The 17,763-nt window shown below is 71.7% G+C and carries 13 protein-coding genes and 6 pseudogenes; 12 read left to right on the top strand and 7 right to left on the bottom strand.

Features of this window, described 5'->3' with window-relative positions; all coding sequences use genetic code 11:
- The first annotated feature begins 43 nt into the window (after positions 1 to 43).
- Positions 44 to 943 carry a LysR family transcriptional regulator ArgP gene (locus ACFU3E_RS32200; protein WP_384166330.1) on the top strand — a complete coding sequence of 300 codons (900 nt, stop codon included), beginning with the start codon at positions 44 to 46 and terminating at the stop codon, positions 941 to 943.
- A gap of 13 nt (positions 944 to 956) precedes the next feature.
- Here ACFU3E_RS32200 and ACFU3E_RS32195 read toward each other — a convergent pair whose 3' ends face one another.
- Positions 957 to 1,664 (bottom strand): TetR/AcrR family transcriptional regulator, encoded by a 708-nt coding sequence (locus tag ACFU3E_RS32195; RefSeq protein ID WP_384166263.1) that lies wholly within the window; start codon positions 1,662 to 1,664, stop codon positions 957 to 959.
- Between the two features lie 126 nt (positions 1,665 to 1,790).
- Here ACFU3E_RS32195 and ACFU3E_RS32190 point away from each other — a divergent pair, with 126 nt between their 5' ends.
- The 3 genes from ACFU3E_RS32190 to ACFU3E_RS32180 all read left to right on the top strand — a co-directional run bounded on the left by ACFU3E_RS32190 (position 1,791) and on the right by ACFU3E_RS32180 (position 3,912).
- On the top strand, positions 1,791 to 3,008 hold the full coding sequence (locus ACFU3E_RS32190; RefSeq protein ID WP_384166260.1) for a saccharopine dehydrogenase family protein: 1,218 nt from the start codon (positions 1,791 to 1,793) through the stop codon (positions 3,006 to 3,008).
- Positions 3,009 to 3,111: 103 nt separating this feature from the next.
- Positions 3,112 to 3,366 (top strand): WhiB family transcriptional regulator, encoded by a 255-nt coding sequence (locus tag ACFU3E_RS32185; RefSeq protein WP_102909756.1) that lies wholly within the window; start codon positions 3,112 to 3,114, stop codon positions 3,364 to 3,366.
- A gap of 195 nt (positions 3,367 to 3,561) precedes the next feature.
- Positions 3,562 to 3,912, top strand: coding sequence for a DUF488 domain-containing protein (locus ACFU3E_RS32180; RefSeq protein ID WP_384166257.1), 351 nt, complete (start codon positions 3,562 to 3,564; stop codon positions 3,910 to 3,912).
- 22 nt (positions 3,913 to 3,934) lie between these two features.
- On the opposite strand, the gene ACFU3E_RS32175 is transcribed toward ACFU3E_RS32180, so the two are convergent.
- Both ACFU3E_RS32175 and ACFU3E_RS32170 read right to left on the bottom strand, forming a co-directional pair.
- Complete coding sequence (locus tag ACFU3E_RS32175) at positions 3,935 to 5,608, bottom strand: FAD-binding dehydrogenase (RefSeq protein ID WP_384166254.1); 1,674 nt, start codon at positions 5,606 to 5,608, stop codon at positions 3,935 to 3,937.
- Positions 5,609 to 5,624: 16 nt separating this feature from the next.
- The gene (locus tag ACFU3E_RS32170) at positions 5,625 to 6,263 is read right to left on the bottom strand and encodes a TetR/AcrR family transcriptional regulator (protein ID WP_384166252.1); all 639 of its coding nucleotides are present in this window, start codon (positions 6,261 to 6,263) and stop codon (positions 5,625 to 5,627) included.
- Positions 6,264 to 6,364: 101 nt separating this feature from the next.
- On the opposite strand from ACFU3E_RS32170, the gene ACFU3E_RS32165 reads away from it, so the two are divergent.
- From ACFU3E_RS32165 to ACFU3E_RS32155, 3 genes and pseudogenes are all read left to right on the top strand, one after another.
- Positions 6,365 to 6,988, top strand: a complete 624-nt coding sequence (locus tag ACFU3E_RS32165; protein ID WP_384166249.1) for an alpha-ketoglutarate-dependent dioxygenase AlkB — start codon at positions 6,365 to 6,367, stop codon at positions 6,986 to 6,988.
- 123 nt (positions 6,989 to 7,111) lie between these two features.
- Positions 7,112 to 7,854: pseudogene (locus tag ACFU3E_RS32160) on the top strand (MBL fold metallo-hydrolase); the annotation flags it as partial.
- 145 nt (positions 7,855 to 7,999) lie between these two features.
- Positions 8,000 to 9,232, top strand: coding sequence for a DUF4032 domain-containing protein (locus ACFU3E_RS32155; RefSeq protein ID WP_384166246.1), 1,233 nt, complete (start codon positions 8,000 to 8,002; stop codon positions 9,230 to 9,232).
- Positions 9,233 to 9,245: 13 nt separating this feature from the next.
- On the opposite strand, the gene ACFU3E_RS32150 is transcribed toward ACFU3E_RS32155, so the two are convergent.
- Positions 9,246 to 10,127, bottom strand: a complete 882-nt coding sequence (locus tag ACFU3E_RS32150) for a universal stress protein (protein ID WP_384166243.1) — start codon at positions 10,125 to 10,127, stop codon at positions 9,246 to 9,248.
- Positions 10,128 to 10,577: 450 nt separating this feature from the next.
- Between ACFU3E_RS32150 and ACFU3E_RS32145 the strand changes: the two are divergent.
- The 3 genes and pseudogenes from ACFU3E_RS32145 to ACFU3E_RS32135 all read left to right on the top strand — a co-directional run.
- Positions 10,578 to 10,822, top strand: a pseudogene (locus ACFU3E_RS32145) (hypothetical protein).
- Positions 10,823 to 10,924: 102 nt separating this feature from the next.
- On the top strand, positions 10,925 to 13,861 hold the full coding sequence (locus ACFU3E_RS32140; protein WP_384166240.1) for an AAA family ATPase: 2,937 nt from the start codon (positions 10,925 to 10,927) through the stop codon (positions 13,859 to 13,861).
- Between the two features lie 157 nt (positions 13,862 to 14,018).
- Positions 14,019 to 14,192, top strand: a pseudogene (locus ACFU3E_RS32135) (GNAT family N-acetyltransferase); the annotation flags it as partial.
- A 1-nt stretch (position 14,193) separates the two neighbouring features.
- Here ACFU3E_RS32135 and ACFU3E_RS32130 read toward each other — a convergent pair.
- Positions 14,194 to 14,283 (bottom strand): annotated as a pseudogene (locus tag ACFU3E_RS32130) (IS5/IS1182 family transposase); the annotation flags it as partial.
- A 234-nt stretch (positions 14,284 to 14,517) separates the two neighbouring features.
- Here ACFU3E_RS32130 and ACFU3E_RS32125 point away from each other — a divergent pair.
- The gene (locus ACFU3E_RS32125) at positions 14,518 to 14,952 is read left to right on the top strand and encodes a VOC family protein (protein ID WP_384166237.1); all 435 of its coding nucleotides are present in this window, start codon (positions 14,518 to 14,520) and stop codon (positions 14,950 to 14,952) included.
- 68 nt (positions 14,953 to 15,020) lie between these two features.
- Here the strand turns inward: ACFU3E_RS32125 and ACFU3E_RS32120 are convergent.
- Together ACFU3E_RS32120 and ACFU3E_RS32115 are read right to left on the bottom strand one after the other, a co-directional pair.
- Positions 15,021 to 15,125 (bottom strand): annotated as a pseudogene (locus ACFU3E_RS32120) (IS5/IS1182 family transposase); the annotation flags it as partial.
- A 469-nt stretch (positions 15,126 to 15,594) separates the two neighbouring features.
- The gene (locus ACFU3E_RS32115; protein ID WP_384166235.1) at positions 15,595 to 16,131 is read right to left on the bottom strand and encodes a dihydrofolate reductase family protein; all 537 of its coding nucleotides are present in this window, start codon (positions 16,129 to 16,131) and stop codon (positions 15,595 to 15,597) included.
- A gap of 418 nt (positions 16,132 to 16,549) precedes the next feature.
- Here ACFU3E_RS32115 and ACFU3E_RS32110 point away from each other — a divergent pair.
- Positions 16,550 to 17,076: pseudogene (locus ACFU3E_RS32110) on the top strand (Ku protein); the annotation flags it as partial.
- Positions 17,077 to 17,763: the final 687 nt, after the last annotated feature.

Genomic DNA, 17,763 nt, shown 5'->3' with positions numbered 1-17,763 from the left:
TCAGGGGCCAGCTAAGGATTCTTACGTATCATTAGCACGCGTGATGATGACCGATCTCCCGCTGGACCAGGTGCGGACCCTGCTCGCCGTCGTGGACGAGGGGACGTTCGACGCGGCGGCGGCCGCACTGCATGTGACGCCGTCGGCGATCAGCCAGCGGGTGAAGGCGCTGGAGCAGCGCACCGGGCGGGTCCTGCTGCTGCGGACCAAGCCGGTGCGGCCGACCGAGTCGGGCGAGGTGCTGGTGCGCCTGGCCCGCCAGGTGGCGCGGCTGGAGCACGACGCGTACGCGGAGCTGGGGCTGAGCGGCGCCGGGGAGCCGACACGGGTGTCGGTGGCGGTGAACGCGGACTCTCTGGCCACCTGGTTCCTGCCCGTCCTGACGCGCGTGCCGCAGGAGCCGCGGCTCTGCTTCGAGCTGCGCCGCGAGGACGAGGACCACACGGCGGCGCTGCTGCGGGAGGGCGTGGTGATGGCCGCGGTGACCTCGTCCGCGGATCCCGTGCCCGGCTGCACGGCGCGGTCGCTCGGGCGGATGCGCTACCTGCCCGTGGCCGCGCCGGACTTCGCCGCGCGCCACCTCGGCGGGCCCTTGACGCAGGCGCTCACGGAGGTGCCCGTGGTGGTCTTCGACCGGCGCGACGACTTCCAGGACGGCTTCGTCCGCGGGCTCACCCGGGGGCGGAGCGGCGCGGGCACTCTGCGGCACTACGTGCCGACCTCGGAGGGCTTCGTCGAGGCCGTCGCCGCCGGGCTGGGCTGGGGTCTGGTGCCGGAGCCCCAGGCGGATCCGCTGCTGCGCGACGGCCGGCTCGCCTGCATCGCCCCGGGCCGCACGGTCGACGTGCCGCTGTACTGGCAGCAGTGGAAGCTCGACTCGCCGGCCCTGGCGCGGGTGGCGGAGACGGTGACGGAGACCGCGGCGGAAGCCCTGCGCGCCTGACGCTCGGGCCCGCTCAGGCCCCGATGTTTTCCAGCCGGGCCGCCGCACTGTCCAGCAGCATCTCCAGGGCCGCCGGGTAGGCGCTGGTGAGCATGCGGGTGGCGAGCAGGGGCGCCGCCTCGGCGATGCGGGGATGGGTGGTGGCGGGCAGGCGGGCGTACGTAGATCGCCACATGTCCTCGTCGGCGTGCAGCGAGTCGCTGGGCAGGGTCAGCGAGGCGGCGTCCAGCGCGGCGAAGGCCAGGGTCTGGTCGATGAAGGCGTGGTAGATGCGCACGGTGTCGGGCAGCGGGAAACCGGCTGTGCGCAGGACGTCCAGGACGGCCTCGTCGGCGGCCAGTTCGTGGGCCCGGCCCGTGACGCGGTTCGTGGTGAGCAGGGCCGCCTGCGGGTGTGCGAGATACGCGGCGTGGATGCGCAGCCCGAAGGACCGCAGGTCCGCCCGCCACTCCCCTGTGGGCCGCCAGCCCTCCAGGGCCTGGCCGATGAGCGCGTCGCCGATGGCGAGGGTCAGGTCGTCCATGCCGCGGAAGTACCGGTAGAGCGTGCTCGGGTCGGCGTCCAGGGCGAGGCCCAGCCGGCGGGCGGTCAGCCCCGCGCTGCCGTGTTCGCGCAGCATGCGCAGCGCGGTGCCGACGATCAGCTCCTCGGACAGGACGGTGCCGCTCTTGGTGGGCCTGCGCCGACGGCGCTTCCCCTCGGGCACCACGGGCTTGGGCACGGCGGACTCCCTCCTCGGGGCCCGGCCCCGGATCCTTATGCCAACGCCATTGACCTTAAGACACGGGGCGGCGTTGTATCTCCCCAAGAGCGCGTCGCGTTTCTACGCAAAAAGGGAGTTTCTGTCATGCGTGTACTGCTCGTGGGTGCCGGTGGTGTGGGCGGAGCCATCACCCGGATCGCGGCCCGGCGGCCGTTCTTCGAGGCCATGGTGGTGGCCGACTACGCCCCGGACCGCGCCGAGGCGGCGGTCGCGGCGCTGGGCGGTGACGCGCGGTTCACCGCCGAGCAGGTGGACGCCGGCGACGAGGCGGCCGTGGCCCGCCTGCTCGCCTGGCACCGCTGCGACGTCCTCCTCAACGCCACCGATCCCCGCTTCGTGATGCCCCTGTTCCGCGCGGCCCGCGCCGCGGGCGCCACCTATCTCGACATGGCGATGTCGCTGTCCCGCCCGCACACCGAGCGGCCGTACGAGGAGTGCGGGGTCAAGCTCGGCGACGAGCAGTTCGCGCAGGCCGCCGACTGGGAGAAGGAGGGGTTGCTGGCCCTGGTCGGCATGGGCGTGGAGCCGGGTCTGTCGGACGTGTTCGCGCGCTACGCCGCCGACGAACTCTTCGACGAGATCGAGGAGATCGGCATCCGCGACGGCGCGAACCTGACCGTCGACGGCTACGACTTCGCACCCTCGTTCAGCATCTGGACCACCATCGAGGAGTGCCTCAACCCGCCGGTCGTCCACGAGGCCGGCAAGGGCTGGTTCACCACCGAGCCCTTCAGCGAGCCCGAGATCTTCGACTTTCCCGAGGGCATCGGCCCGGTGGAGTGCGTGAACGTGGAGCACGAGGAGGTGCTGCTCGTCCCGCGCTGGATCGACGCCGGCCGGGTGACCTTCAAGTACGGTCTGGGCCGGGAGTTCGTCGACACGCTGAAGACGCTGCATCTGCTGGGCCTGGACCGCACCGAACCGGTGACCGTGGCCGGGCCGGACGGGCCGGTGAAGGTCTCACCCCGGGACGTGGTCGCCGCCTGCCTGCCCGACCCGGCGACGCTGGGCGAGCGGATGCACGGCAAGACGTGTGCGGGCACCTGGGTGCGGGGCCTGAAGGACGGCGAGCCGCGCGAGGTCTACCTGTACCACGTGGTCGACAACCAGTGGTCCATGGCGGAGTACGGCTCCCAGGCGGTGGTGTGGCAGACCGCGATCAATCCCGTGGTCGCGCTCGAACTCCTCGCCACGGGCGCCTGGTCCGGTGCGGGCGTCCTCGGCCCGGAGGCCTTCCCGGCCCGGCCCTTCCTGGACCTGCTGACGGAGTACGGCTCCCCCTGGGGCATGCGGGAACAGTGAACGACTGTCCGGGAACGCCCTGTTTCACCACGCAGCGACAGGTGACCCGAAGAGGAGTAAGCATCCGAGAGAGCACGTTTCTACTGCGATGCAGGTGACTTCGATGGACAACTGGCGAGACCACGCTGCCTGTCGGCACGAGGACCCCGAGCTCTTCTTCCCGATCGGCACCTCCGGCCCGGCTCTGCTGCAGACGGAGCAGGCCAAGGCGGTGTGCCGACGGCGCTGCCCCGTCCAGGAGCAGTGTCTGCAATGGGCCCTGGACACGGGCCAGTCCATCGGCGTGTGGGGCGGGACGAGCGAGAACGAACGGCGTGCGCTGAAGCGCCGCGCGGCCGCCCGCCGCCGCTCCGGCTAACACCGGCCACCGCACCTGGGGATCTGGGGTGCACTCATGTCATCACCTTTCTTCCCCGGCTCGGCCGGGCGGACGGAACACCCGCCCGGCCGAGCGGAACCGGCCGTTCGGCACCGATCGGTGGCGAACGGTACGCGCCCCCGGCCGGGGCCGGGCTCGCGGCACACCCGTGACCGCCGCGGAGAGGAGCCGACCATGAGCGTGCGCGTGCGCCGTGTCTACGATCCCGCCGAGCCGGAGGACGGAGTGCGGGTCCTGGTCGACCGGTTGTGGCCGCGCGGAATCGCGAAGGACGCGGCCCGGGTGGACGAGTGGCCGAAGGCGATCACCCCGTCGACGGAGCTGCGGCGCTGGTACCACGCGGGCGAGGGCTCCTACGAGGAGTTCGCCGAACGGTACGAGGCGGAGCTCGCCGCCCGTGAGGCGGCCGGGGTCCTCGACGGAGTGCGGGAGCTGGTCCGCAAGGGCGATGTGACTTTGCTGACCGCGTCGAAGACGCCGCAGGAGAGCCACGCCACGGTGCTGGCCCGCCTCCTCGAAGCGTGAGGCGGCGGGCCGTTCTGCCAGGTCAGCCGGTCTGCTTCGCCGCCGCCCGGCCCGCCGCCCGCCCGGAGAAGAGGCATCCGCCGAGGAAGGTGCCCTCCAGCGCGTTGTAGCCGTGCACACCGCCGCCGCCGAATCCGGCGACCTCACCGGCCGCGTAAAGGCCCTCGACCGCCTTGCCGTCGGTCCCCAGGGCGCGGGAGTCGAGGTCGGTCTGGATGCCGCCGAGGGTCTTGCGGGTGAGGATGTGCAGCTTGACGCCGATCAGCGGGCCTGCGGCCGGGTCGAGGATGCGGTGCGGGGTGGAGACCCGTCCGAGGCGGTCGCCGATGTAGCGGCGGGCGTTGCGGATGCCCTGCACCTGGGCGTCCTTGGCGTAGGGGTTGGCGATCTGCAGGTCACGGGCCTCGACCTGGCGCTTGATCCCGGCAGCGTCGAGCAGCGGCTTGTCGGTGAGCTGGTTCATCTTCTCGACGAGCTGCTCGATACCGGGGGCGGTGACGAAGTCGGCGCCCTTGCGCAGGAACGCGTCGACCGGCCCGGGCGCGCCCTTGCCGAGGATGCGTTCCCTGAGGAACCCCGCGCGGTCCTTGGCGGTGATGTCGGGGTTCTGCTCGGAGCCCGACAGCGCGAACTCCTTCTCGATGATCTTCTGGGTGAGGATGAACCAGGAGTGGTCGTAGCCGGCGATGTCCTCGGTGGTGCGCAGGTGCTTCAGGGTGCCGAGGGTGTCGTAGCCGGGCAGGTACGGGCCGGGCAGGCGGCGGCCCAGGGCGTCGAACCACATCGAGGACGGTCCGGGCAGGATGCGGATGCCGTGGCCGGGCCAGATCGGGTCCCAGTTCTGCAGGCCCTCGGTGTAGTGCCACATGCGGTCGCGGTTGACCAGCCGTACGCCCGCCTCGGCACTGATGTCGAGCATGCGCCCGTCGACGTAGGCGGGGACGCCGGTGACCATCTCGCGGGGCGGGGTGCCGAGGCGTTCCGGCCAGTAGCGGCGGACGATGTCGTGGTTCGCGCCGATACCGCCGCTGGTGACGATGACGGCCTGGGCGGTGAGTTCGAACTCGCCGATCGCGTCGCGGCCGGAGGCGACGCCGCGGGGTGCGGGGTCCTCGGCCAGGACCGTGCCGCGTACGCCCCGGGCGGTACCGTCCTCGACGACGAGTGCGTCGACGCGGTGTCGGTGGTGGAAGGTGAGCAGGCCGTCGCGGGCGGCCTGCCTGGCGTAGCGCACGAACGGTTCGACGACGCCGGTGCCGGTGCCCCAGGCGATGTGGAACCGGGGCACCGAGTTGCCGTGCCCGTGCGCGGTGAGGTCGCCGCGCTCGGCCCAGCCGACGGTGGGCAGGAACTTGATGCCGTGTTCGTCCAGCCAGGACCGCTTCTCCCCCGCGGCGAACTCGACGTAGGCGCGGGCCCAGCGCACGGCCCAGGAGTCCTCGTCCTCCAGCCGGTCGAAACCCGCGCTGCCGCGCCAGTCGCTCCAGGCGAGGTCGAAGGAGTCCTTGATACCCAGGCGCCGCTGCTCGGGCGAGTCGACGAGGAACAGCCCACCGAAGGACCAGAAGGCCTGGCCGCCGAGGTTGTTGGCGTTCTCCTGGTCGACGAGGGCGACCCGCCGGCCCCTGCTGGTCAGTTCGTGTGCGGCGACCAGACCGGCGAGGCCGGCTCCGACGACGATGACATCGGCATCCATGGCGACGTTCCCTTCTTCAGTTCTTCGGGTGGGCGAGGGTGCCGCTGCCGTCGGTCAGCAGGGCCGTGAGCAGTTGCTTCAGCCAGGCGCGGGCGTGATCGAGGTCCCGGTCCAGCAGCAGTTGCGTGGTGACGCCGTCGTAGGCGGCGACCACGGCGCGGGCGGCGCCGTCGGTGTCGCCCAGCACGGCGGGCAGCGCGGTGTGCCCGCGGGCCCGGCCGAGCCGCTCGGCGATGGCCCGCCGCAGCCGCGCACGGTGTTCGAGCAGGCTCCGTGCCACCTCCGGGTCTCGGGCGGCGTGGACCAGGAAGTCCGTCTTGACCAGGAGCCAGTCACGGTCGAGGAGCAGCACGTGGGTGACGCGGTCCACGGCGGCGGGCACGTCGAGGCCGGGCCCGTCGAGGGCGAGGGCACCGGACACCTGCTCGGCGATCAGGTCGGCCCGCTCGCGGTAGAGGGCGAAGAACAGCTCGTCGAGGCTGGAGAAGTTGGAGTAGAAGGCACCCCTGCTGTAGCCCGCGGCCTCGCAGACCTCCTCGATCGAGACATGCCCGAAGCCCTTGGCCGCGAACACGGAGAAGGCCGCCTCGAGGAGGTTGGCGCGTGTGCGGACTCGGCGCCTGGTCACGCGCCCCGTGGTTCCCTCGGCAGGCATCTCCGGCCTCCTTTTGATACACGACTGTATTGGATACACCGATGTATCGAAAGACCGATTCTTCATGGAACACATTTTCGATTTGGGGGTACGCTGGCCGCATGCATCTCCAGGGCTCCCTCTTCGACCAGGCCGACGAGCTGCGCCTCGGCTCTCTGGACGGGATCAGCCGTACCCACCTGGGCTTCGGCGCCTGGCTCGACGTCCTGCCCGGGTGGCTCAGCGGCTCGGACGGACTGTTCGAGCTGCTGGCCGCGGAGGTTCCGTGGCGGGCGGAGCGGCGCAAGATGTACGACAACGTGGTCGACGTCCCCCGCCTGCTCGCGTTCTACGGCGTGGACGATCAGCTGCCGCACCCGGTGCTGGCCGAGGCTCGGACCGCGTTGAGCGCCCACTACGGCGAGGAGCTGGGCGAGCCGTTCACCACGGCCGGACTGTGCTACTACCGCGACGGCCGGGACAGTGTGGCCTGGCACGGAGACCGGATCGGGCGCGGCGCGCGCGAGGACACGATGGTCGCGATCCTCTCGGTCGGGGCGCCCCGGGACCTGCTGCTGCGCCCGCTCGGGGGCGGCCGGGACACCGTGCGCCGTCCGCTGGGCCACGGCGACCTCGTCGTGATGGGCGGCTCCTGCCAGCGCACCTGGGAGCACGCGATCCCCAAGAGCACCCGCGCGACGGAGCCGCGCATCAGCATCCAGTTCCGCCCGCACGGTGTGCGCTGACCACGGACCGAACACTCCTCCCGCACGGCTCCATTGAGGCGGACCCGGCGATTCCGCCTGCCCCCTGGTCTGCTTCCCTTCTCCCGACGGGCCGGTACCGGGACCACACGAGGCGGGGCGATCATGCGGGCGGACGTGCGCCAAGTCGCGGAAGGCACCTACCTGGTGCACGGCTCGAACACCAACTGGGTGATCCTCAGCGGGGGAGACGCCGTCACCCTGGTCGACACCGGCTACCCCGGTGGCCGGGAGCAGGTCCTGGCCCCGCTCGCGCAGGTGGGCAGCTCACCGGAGGCGGTAGCGGCCGTGCTGATCACGCACGCGCACAACGACCATCTGGGCAATGCCGAGCACCTGAGCGCCGCGTACGGCACGCCCGTCCACCTGCACGAGGCCGAAGTGCCCCACGCGCGCCGTAAGTTCCTGCACCAGGCGTCCGTCGGGACAGTGCTGAGGAACGGCCGGCGGCCGGGGGTCCTGCCGTGGGCGGTGCACGCCCTGCGCGCGGGCGGCACCCCCCTGTCCCCGTCACCGCTCCACAGGCGTTCCCGGCGGCGGGGGCCACTGGACCCGCCCGCGGACGGCCGGTGCCGGTGCACACACCCGGCCACACCGACGGGCACTGCGCCTACCACCCGCCCGGCACCGGTGTGCTGATCTGTGGGGACGCCCTGGTCAGCGGACACCCCACCTCGCGGGTGGCAGGGCCGCAGCTGCTGCCGGACATGTTCCACCGCGAGCGGCCGCTGGCCCTGGCCTCTCTGGACGTCCTGGCGGAACTGGAGGGCGGGCTGCTGCTCCCCGGCCACGGGCCGGTCCACCGCGGGCCGGTGCGGGACGCCGCTCACCGGGCCCGGGAACGCGCCCTGCAGAGGTTCTCGCACCAGGAGCGCCCGGGTCGCGCGGCCGTGCCTCCCCAGACACCGGAGCACGCGACCTGACCGGGCGCTCTGGAGCAAGGACCCCTTAGAGTGAGGCGACGATCGGCGGCGAGACAAGGACACCCGGCGCATGGCACTGCAGATCAGCGCGACGAACCCCGAGCACCCCGCGCTCTTGCTGGAACTGCCGTGGCACCTGCCCCTGGAGGACTGGCCGGAGGAGTACCTCGTCCCGCTGCCGCGCGGCATCTCCCGGCACGTGGTGCGCTACTCCCGCGCCGGCGACGAGGTGATCGCCGTCAAGGAACTGGCCGAGCGGCCCGCGCTGCGCGAGTACGAGCTGCTGCGCGGCCTCGACCGGATCGGCATCCCCGCAGTGGACCCGCTGGCCGTGGTCACCGGCCGCACCGACGCGAGCGGCGCCCCACTGGAGAGCGTCCTGGTCACCCGGCACCTGGGCGGCTCGATGCCGTACCGCTCGATGTTCGAGACGACCATGCGCCCGGCCACCATGCACCGGCTGATGGACGCGCTCGCCGTGCTCCTGGTGCGACTGCACCTGGCCGGGTTCGCCTGGGGCGACTGCTCGCTGTCCAACACCCTCTTCCGGCGCGACGCCGGCGCCTACGCCGCGTACCTCGTCGACGCCGAGACGGGTGACCTGCATCCGCAGCTCAGCGCCGGGCAGCGGGACTACGACCTCGATCTCGCCCGGGTGAACATCAGCGGTGAGCTGCTCGATCTGGAGGCGTCGGGGGCGCTGCACCCGTCCGTGGACCCGATCGAGTTCGGCATGGAGATCTGCGCCCGCTACCGCGGCCTGTGGGAGGAGCTGACCCGGGCCTCCGTCTACCCGGCCGACAAGTACCACCACATCGAACGCCGGATCCGCCGCCTGAACGACCTCGGCTTCGACGTCGCGGAGATGCAGATCGAGCACGCCTCGAACGGGGACACGGTCAGCTTCGTGCCCAAGGTCGTCGACGCGGGCCACCACCAGCGGCAACTGCTGCGCCTGACCGGGCTGGACACCGAGGAGAACCAGGCCCGGCGGCTGCTGAACGACCTGGAGAGCTGGATGGCGACCCAGGACGACTACGCGCCGGGCGACCCCCTCGGAGCCCGCCCCGAGGTACTGGCCCACCGCTGGGTGCGGGAGGTGTTCCGGCCGACCGTGCGGGCCGTGCCGCTCGAACTGCGCGGTGCGATGGACCCGGCGGAGATCTACCACCAGCTCCTCGAACACCGCTGGTACATGTCCGAGCGGGCCCAGCACGACATCGGCATCGAGACCGCGGTCGAGGACTACATCAAGAACATCCTGCCCAAGGCGAGCAAGACCCTGCAGCCGACGGCGGAGTGAGCGGCCGGGGCCGTCACACGTGCGGCACCACCGCCACCGGGCAGTCCGCGTGGTGCAGCATCCCGTGGGCCACCGAGCCGATGCGAGCCCCTACGGCCGTGCGGTGGGCCCGGCGGCCGACGACCATCAGCTGGGCCGTCCCGGCCACCGACAGCAGCACCTGGCTCGCGCTGCCCATCTCCACGTGCTCCTCGACCGGCACGTCGGGGAAGCGGTCCCGGAAAGGCCGGACCGCGGCGGCCAGGCTCTTCTTCTCGTACGGCTCCAGTCCCCCGGCCTCGTCGAGGAGCTTCAGCGAACCGGGGCTGTAGGCGAAGACGGGCGGCAGGCTCCAGGCCCGCACGACCCGCACGGCCGCCCCGCGCGCGGCGGCGGTCTCGAAGGCGAAGCGCAGCGCGTCGGCGCTGTCCTGCGGGTCGCCCTGCTGACCCACGACGATCTCGCGCCCGGCGGCCTCGGACGAGGGCTGGTCACCGGCCCGGACGAGCACCACGGGCCGGGTGGCCGCGGCGATCACCTGCTGGCCGACCGAGCCGAGCAGGAACCCGACGAGGCGACCGTGCCCGCGCGAGCCGAGCACCAGCAACTCGGCGTCGGCCGCCGCCGCGACCAGGGTGTCGGCCACCGCGCCCTCGATGACGTCGGTGGTCACCGCGAGATCCGGATGCCGTTCGCCGACGGTCCCGACGGCCCCGGTCACCGCACTGTGGACCCACTCTGCCTGGCTGTCCGCGTCCCCCTCGATGCCCGCTCCGAGCGTCTCCTGCGGCTGGAACCGCCAGGCGTGCACCACGCGCAGCGGCCGGTCGCGCCGCACCGCCTCCCGCGCCGCCCAGGCGAGGGCCGCGAGGCTCTCCTGCGATCCGTCGACCCCTGCGGTGATCGGGCGTGTCATCCCGGTGCCTCCCTTGTCACGATCACTACGTGCTGCCGCACAGTCTTCACTACCTCTCCCGCCTCACCGCGCGGTGGTGGCCGACAGCCCTGGGACGGCCGGGCCCGCCGAACCGGTCCGCGTATCGGAGCGCGGCGGGGCGATCGAACATACGATGGGCGGAGATCGGCGCGGTGCCCCGGGACGCCGTGCCGTGAGTCGACCGCCCGGCGTGGGGGACGTATGGCACAGGCCGCCGATTCGGCGCGGACCGTCATCATGACCGTGGACGACGACCCGGGCGTCTCCCGGGCCGTGGCCCGGGGCCTGAGGCGGCGGTTCGGCGGGGCGTACCGGATGGTGCGGGAGGAGTCCGGCGGGCGGGTCCGTACGCTGCCGAGGTTCCCGGCCCACCCCGCGTCGTTCAACCAGGTGTCCGGATCCGCTCGCAGGGGTCGAGAAGGAGTCGGCATGAGGGGCCGGAACGGAATCGACCCGAGTGTGCCGCCGAGCGGCAACGGGTGCGCGGAGTGCGATGCGGCGGGTGGGGGGTGGTTCCACCCGCGGCGGAGGACTGGTACTGGAACTACGGGACGAACGAACTGTACGGGGGCGGGCCGGAGTTGGCGGGGCCGGTGAGTCATCCGGCCGATCAGCCCACGCCCGGACCTGCGGGGCGGGTGCCGGCGGACTGGGCCAAGGTCTTGCGGACCTAGAGGGTCCGGTCCATCGCGGCAGCGGGTGGTATGTGGTTGGCCGCGCTCGCGCGGCGGGGCCGCACGGTGTCACAGTCCCACGCCCCCAGGAGAGTTGGTCGAGTGCCTCAGATTTCATTCGTCACGCCGGTCGTAGGACGGGAAGCCGAACTCGGTCGGCTCTCGGGCGTGCTGGAACACGCACGTGCCGGCGAGGCCCGGGCCGTGCTTCTTGCCGGGGACGCCGGAGTCGGCAAGACGCGGCTGCTGGAGGAGATCTCCGGGCGGGCCGGTGACCACGGGATGACCGTGGTCACCGGGCACTGTGTGGATCTCGGGGACGTCGGACTCCCCTATCTGCCGTTCACCGAGATTCTGGGGGTGTTCACCGCCGACGAGCGGTTCTCGGGTGCCCTGGCCGCTCATCCCGTGGTCGAGAGGCTGCTGGGGGCCGGGACCGGCTCCGTGCGGGACGTGGACGGGCGGTTGCGGCTGTTCGAGGGGATGGCGGGACTGCTCGCCGATGTGGCGGAGGTCGCCCCGCTGTTGCTGGTGCTGGAGGATCTGCACTGGGCCGACCAGTCGTCGCGGGATCTGCTGCGGTTCCTGCTCGGGCGGGGCGTGCTCCGGCACCGGCTGGCGGTGTTCGCCTCGTACCGGGCGGACGATCTGCACCGGCGGCATCCGCTGCGGCCGCTGCTCGCGGAGCTGGTACGGCTGCCGGCCGTCGAGCGGCTGGAGTTGCGGCCGCTGGCCGACCCCGATGTGAACCGGCTGGTGCGTGCCCTGGAGCCCAGGCCGCTGCCGGAGGCCACGGTGCGGCGGATCGTGGAGCGGGCCGAGGGGAACGCCTTCTACGCGGAGGAGTTGCTCGCCGCCACCGACACGGAGTCCGGCGGGGTGCCCAGCGGGCTCGCCGATGTGCTGCTGATCCGCTTCGAGCAGCTCTCCGAGACCACGCAGCAGGTGCTGCGGACCGCCGCCGTCGCCGGGCGCCGAGTGGACCACGACCTGCTGCGGGAGGCGGTCGGGCTGCCGGAGGCGGAGCTGGAGTCGGCGCTGCGGGAGGCGGTGGGACGGCAGTTGCTCGTCGCCGGGGACGACGACACGTACTCCTTCCGGCACGCCCTCGCCCGCGAGGCCGTCTACGCCGATCTGCTGCCCGGGGAGCGGGCGAGGCTGCACGGCGCGTTCGCGCGGCTGCTCGCCGGGCGCGGGAACCTCGCCGAGAGTGCCGCCGAGCGCGCCCACCACTACCGGGAGAGCCACGACCTCGCCGAGGCGCTGGCCGCATCGCTGGAGGCCGCCGATCACGCCCAGCAGGTCGGTGCGCCGGCCGAGGAGCAGCGGCATCTCGAAGCGGCCCTCGATCTGTGGCCGGCCGTGGGGCCCGAGGCCCGTCCGCCGGACGGGGGTGCCGACCGGGTGACGCTGACCCTGCGGGCCTCCGCGGCCGCCGCGCACGCCGGGGAGCTGCACCGTGCGGTCTCCCTCACCCGGTCCGCGCTGGCGGAGCTCGGCCAGGACGCCGACTCCGAACTCGCCGCCCGGGTCCGCTACACGCTGGCCGGGGACCTGCTGCGGGTGGACAGCCTGACGGCGGCGTTCGCCTACAGCAGCGAGGCCCTGGCGATGATCCCCGAGCAGCCCCCGTCGCGGACGTGGGTGTGGGCCGCCGCCACGCACGTCATGGCCGCGCGCTACGTCGGGGAGAACGAGACCGCGCTGCGCGTCGCCCGCCGGGCCCTCACCGTGGCCGAAGAGCTGCGGGTGCCCGACGCCCAGGCGGACCTGCTCATCTCCCTGGCCGGTTTCGACGAGGGCGGGCGGCGCGCACCGCAGGGCCGTGAGCGGCTGATGCGGGCCCGGGACCTCGCCCGGAGTTCGGGCAACGCGGCCGTGGAGCTGCGGGCGCTGTTCAACCTCGCCATGGGCTGCTACGAGAACGGGGACCTGGCGGAGTGTGTGCCCTGGCTGACGGAGGGCCTGGACCGTGCCCGGCGTGCCGGGCTGCTGTCGTCGCCGTACCCGCTGGAGATGCGCTATCTGCGGCTGGTGGTGCTGCAGGTGCTGGGCCGCTGGGAGGAGTGTGTACGCGCGGCGGCGGCCGATGCCGAAGTGCTGCCTCCGGCCGGCGGGTACACGGTCGGACCCAGGCTGTACGTGGCGCTCGCACGGGGTGACGTCGCGGCGGCCGACCGGGCGCGTGCCCTGCTGGAGGGGCCGTTCGACTGGATGGCCGCCCTGGTGGCGGGCATCGTGCTCACCGACGCCGCGGCGTTGCGCCATGATCCGGAGGATGCGGTGCGGTGGACGCGGTCCACGATCAGGGCTCTCACCGACGAGACGGGCGCGCCGCCCGACGCGGCGGTCCGGCTCGCCGCCCTGGCCCTGGCGGCGGTGGCCGACGCGGCCGCCGGGCTGCGGCTGACGGGTGACGAGGCCGGCGCGCGCCGCTGGACGGACACCGCTGCGGAACTGGTGGAGCTGGCGCGGGCCACTGCCGGACGGGGCGAGGACGGCACTCCCCAGGGCCCCGAGGGGCAGGCGTGGCTGGCGCGTGCCGAGGCCGAGTGGGTCCGGGCCCGGTCGGGGCCGAACGTGGCGGCCTGGGCGGAGGCGGTGACCGCGTTCGGCTACGGCGATGTCTACGAGCAGGCGCGGTGCCGGCTGCGGTACGCCGAGGCCCTGGTGGCGGCCGGGCGCCGTGAGGAGGCCGGGACGGAGGCCCGGGCGGTCCGGGAGACCGCGGACCTCCTGGGCACCGCGCCGCTGCGCGAACAGGTGGACGCCCTGATCCGTCGCGGCCGGCTGTCGGACAGGCCCGGCGGCGGCATCGGGGCCGCCGTGCTCACCGCGCGCGAGCAGGACGTGCTGCGGCTGCTCGCCCTCGGCCGCAGCAACCGGCAGATCGGCGAGGAACTGTTCATCAGCGGCAAGACCGCGAGCGTCCATGTCTCCAACATCCTCGCCAAGCTGGCCGCCTCGAGCCGCGGCGAGGCCGTGGCGATCGCCTACCGCGAGGGCCTGATCACCGCGGAGCCGTCGGCGTCCGGCTGACCGGCCGCCTGCCCAAGGGCCCGGTATGTGCGGCTCAAGCCCCTGGTGCTGGTGGCCGCGCACGAGGCGCTGGCCGGTGCCGGTCTGAACGCGCGGAACACGGTCGGCTGTTGGGGCAGGACCCTGAGGCGGTTTCTCCCCTGCTGGTTCCGATGCTGACGCCGAACATGGCCGCATTCGTCCGGAGGCCGGGGAGGCCGAGCTCGGCTACATGTTCCTGCCGGAAGCGTGGGGGTGCGGGTACGCCGCCCAGGCGTGCGCGGCGGCACTCGACTGGTTCGCCGACGCGCTCCCCGGCGAGCCGGCAGCGCTCTGCACCCAGACCGCCAACCCAGAGCGGTGATCAGCTCGCCGAACCTGCGCGGGCTCAGCCCGGTGAACGGGGCTGTCCAGGAGGGCAACGCCGTGATCACACCAGTCACGACAAGATCATTTCACCCGCGAGCCGGATCTTCGCTCGGTGCAGATCGTCGAGTCGAACCTTCAGCGCCTCGGCCTCGACAGGATCGGACCAAAGTTCGTGCGGCGACTTCATGGCGCAACCGGGTTTGACGACGATCCTTCATTCCAGGGCGGCCCAGGATGCGACGGGGGCGGGCGGAACCGCCTGGGGAAATGAGCGGCAGAGTCCCCCTGGTACGCGGTACGGTGCGCCGATGTCAGAGATCAAGAAGTTCCAAGTCACCTTTGACTGCGCAGAACCTGAGCGCCTCGCTCGCTTCTGGTGCGAAGTGCTGGGGTACGTCATTCCGCCGCCGCCTGAGGGGTTCACCACCTGGGACGAGTACAACCGCACCCTGCCTCCTGAGGAGCAGGGGTCATGGTTCGCCTGCAGTGATCCCTCAGGCGTGGGCCCGCGCCTGTACTTCCAGCGTGTCCCGGAAGGCAAGATCGCCAAGAATCGGGTGCATCTCGACGTCCGGGTCGGCACCGGGCTCGTGGGGGACGAGCGCCTAGCCGCGCTCGAAGCCGAGTGTGCGCGACTGGTCACACTCGGTGCAACCCACGTGCAAACGCTGTATGCCGATGAGGAAAACGAGTCGTGCATCCCGATGCTGGACATCGAGGGCAACGAGTTCTGTATCGACTGAACACTCTTCGAGCCGGGGAGGTGGGGAGCCACCTCCCTCGGGGCTCTCGGTCTCGTACGGGGCGGGCGCTACCCCGCGAGGGCGAGGTTGTGCAGCCGGGCGATGCCGAGCATGGCGGTGTGAACGCCGTCGCCGTTCAGACGGCAGTCACGAAGGATCTTCCATGCACGCAAAGAGGATCCGCTGCCAGGGTGCCTGCTCGAGGCGCCGCGCGAGCCCCTGCCGAGGAGGACGGCCACGGCGGCTCACTGCCCTCGACGTACAGGATTCCGTTCGCGCAGCCCGTCTTCCACCAGGTACGCGTAGAAGGACCGCACGGCCACCACACGATGCTGGACGGTCGCGTTCGCCAGTCCCGTCTCCGGATGCAGCGGCGCCTTCGCTGATCGCTGGCGGGGACGGTCGAGCATGTCCCCGATCCAGGCGGCAACCGTGTCCGCACCGGCCAGTACGGGATCTGTGCCTTCGACTGCACAGAACCGCAGGTGGTCCTCGACCGCCCGTACGCGTCGATCGTGCTGGAAGCCCGACCGACGCTCGCCATGAACTGCAGCCACCGTCGGCCCAGTGGATGTTCAGCGAGAGTGGGGAACTTGCCCCACGGGGGGGGCCATGACAGCAGGCTAGTAGTTGCGACCGTGCCTACTTGCGCACGTGGAAGCGCAGCATGGTGACCCCGCCCGACTGGACGTTGCTGAACAGTTCCAGGTCGATCCGGTCGAGGCCCGGCGGCGCGAAGCGGACGCCGTCGCCGAGCAGCACCGGCAGCACGTACACCAGGATCTCGTCGACGAGGCCGCGCTGCAGGCACTGAGCGGCCACGTCGGCGCCGAGGATCTCCAGATTCTTGTCACCGGCGGCGCGGCGTGCCATGGCCACGGCTTCCTCGATGCCGCAGGTGAGGAAGGTGACGTTGGGGTCCGGCTCGTCGGGCGGGCGGTGGGTGAGGACGAACTGCGCCCCGCCGTCGTAGTCGGTGTTCTCGTCGGACATGCGCTTGCCGACCTCGTACGTGCCCCGGCCGATGAGCATGGCGCCCGTGGCCGCCATGACCTCCGGGAACGTCGCCGACGTCATGTGCTCGAAGATCCAGTCCATCGTGTGGCCGGGACCGGCGATGAACCCATCGAGGGACATCACCCTGTTCACGACCACTTTGCCGGTGCTCGCATCCGTCATACGTCTTCTCCAAGCAGGTGGAGGGCCGGGATCGCATCCTAGGTCGGTGAGCAACATCCTCTCCGGCGGTGGCCACGACCTGGACCTGTCCAATGGCGCCACCTCGGTGGTTCATCGACGTGCTGATGCTGGCCGTGTCCGATCTCGTCTCCGAGGACTGGGACTTCCGCTTCACGGCGCTGCTGACCCTGCAGGACCAAAACGTCATGGGGCGCGGTGCCGTCGGGGTCGACCACGGCCGCACACGACTCCATATGCCAGGCTCCGGGGACCCGTGGTGCGAGCTGGGTGTTCCAGGACTCTCAGCCTCGTGCCCGCGAAGTGAGGCCAGTCAGGGTCGGCAGGCGCCCCTGCCCGTGCGCGGCTGGCAGTTGCCCTCATAGCCTGGTGTTGCTCGGAGTAATCGCTGAGGTCTGTCATGCCCCGGAACATCTGGAGCGGCGCGATCAGCTTTGGTTTGGTCACCGTGCCGATGAACGTGGCCAGCGCCACCGAGGACCACTCGATCAGGTTCCACCAGTACCACCTGGAGGACATGGGCCGGGTACGGGTGCGCAGATACTGCGAGATCGAGGACCGCGAGGTCGACCAGGGCGGGATCGGCAAGGGCTACCAGTGACCAAGGAACAGGTCATCCCGAACAGCGACGAGGAGCTGCGGGACTTGCCGCTGCCGACGGCGAAGGCGATCGCGATCGTCGCATTCGTTCCGCTGGACTCCCTCGACCCCCTGAAGATCGGCGAGGGCTACTACCCGGCCCCGAGCGGGCAGGTCGCCGCGAAGCCGCACAAGCTTCTGCGCATGGCCCTCGACCGGAGCAGCAAGGTGGCCGTCGCGAAGTACGCCTGGTCCGGCCGCGAGCACCTCGGCCTGCTGAGGGTCCGCGAGGACGCCGTCGTTTTTCACGCGATGCGCTGGCCTGACGAGGTCAGGTCGCCAGAAACCCCTACCGGGCGTACGCGCTTGTGGCACGATCCGACGCGTTCCTGGTACGTCACGGACCCGGCACACGTACGGGAGATGCTGACGGACCGGCGGTTCGTCGCGCGCGGCGCTTCCCCGCTGGAGCCTGCGTTGGAAGGCGCCCCGGGGGCGCAGGCCGTTCCCGGACTAGAAGCGTTCCCCCTGGGGTGCTGGCCTGTCTTCTCCGACGCACCCGTCCAGCGGATGCTAGTGCCGCGGCAGGCACTTCTCCCGGTCCCAAGCCGAGCGGATGCGGCCGCCCCTCCGCGAGGTCTTCGCGGAGATCGGCCATGGGGCTGACGGCCGCAGGCTCGTTGCCAGCTTCGCGCAGCCCATCTGCGCTGGCGACGCTTTTTCTGCTGCTGCGGTTGCCCGCGGAGGAGGTGGAGCGGCTCCGGGCGATGACAGCCCCGACGGTCACGTACCTCTCTCATGACGGCCAGGACGTGACACTCTCCCGTGCCGCACTCGATGGCCTCACGGACCGGGAGGAGTGTCTGACCGTACGGGGCCGTGCCCAGGACGACTGGCTGTTGAACGATTTGCACGCAGCGGGAGTTGAGCTGACGTCGCGCGAGTTGGCGGCTGTGTACGTACAGATCGTCACCGGAGCGCTAGTAGGACTCCGTTAGGTCTGTGTGGCCTGCCGTCTGGTGCGGCGGGTGGGCA

Source organism: Streptomyces sp. NPDC057424, from assembly GCF_042803315.1.
In the GTDB taxonomy this organism is placed as follows: Bacteria; Actinomycetota; Actinomycetes; order Streptomycetales; family Streptomycetaceae; genus Streptomyces.
Note: the sequence above shows the minus strand (reverse complement) of the source record. Positions and strands in the feature narration are given on the sequence as shown.

Coding starts and splice junctions, on each gene's coding strand:
- ACFU3E_RS32115 (WP_384166235.1), bottom strand. CDS start 16,131: ATGACGGATGCGAGCACCGGCAAAGTGGTCGTGAACAGGGTGATGTCC.
- ACFU3E_RS32165 (WP_384166249.1), top strand. CDS start 6,365: ATGCATCTCCAGGGCTCCCTCTTCGACCAGGCCGACGAGCTGCGCCTC.
- ACFU3E_RS32170 (WP_384166252.1), bottom strand. CDS start 6,263: ATGCCTGCCGAGGGAACCACGGGGCGCGTGACCAGGCGCCGAGTCCGC.
- ACFU3E_RS32200 (WP_384166330.1), top strand. CDS start 44: ATGATGACCGATCTCCCGCTGGACCAGGTGCGGACCCTGCTCGCCGTC.
- ACFU3E_RS32175 (WP_384166254.1), bottom strand. CDS start 5,608: ATGGATGCCGATGTCATCGTCGTCGGAGCCGGCCTCGCCGGTCTGGTC.
- ACFU3E_RS32150 (WP_384166243.1), bottom strand. CDS start 10,127: ATGACACGCCCGATCACCGCAGGGGTCGACGGATCGCAGGAGAGCCTC.
- ACFU3E_RS32125 (WP_384166237.1), top strand. CDS start 14,518: ATGTCAGAGATCAAGAAGTTCCAAGTCACCTTTGACTGCGCAGAACCT.
- ACFU3E_RS32180 (WP_384166257.1), top strand. CDS start 3,562: ATGAGCGTGCGCGTGCGCCGTGTCTACGATCCCGCCGAGCCGGAGGAC.
- ACFU3E_RS32190 (WP_384166260.1), top strand. CDS start 1,791: ATGCGTGTACTGCTCGTGGGTGCCGGTGGTGTGGGCGGAGCCATCACC.
- ACFU3E_RS32185 (WP_102909756.1), top strand. CDS start 3,112: ATGGACAACTGGCGAGACCACGCTGCCTGTCGGCACGAGGACCCCGAG.
- ACFU3E_RS32155 (WP_384166246.1), top strand. CDS start 8,000: ATGGCACTGCAGATCAGCGCGACGAACCCCGAGCACCCCGCGCTCTTG.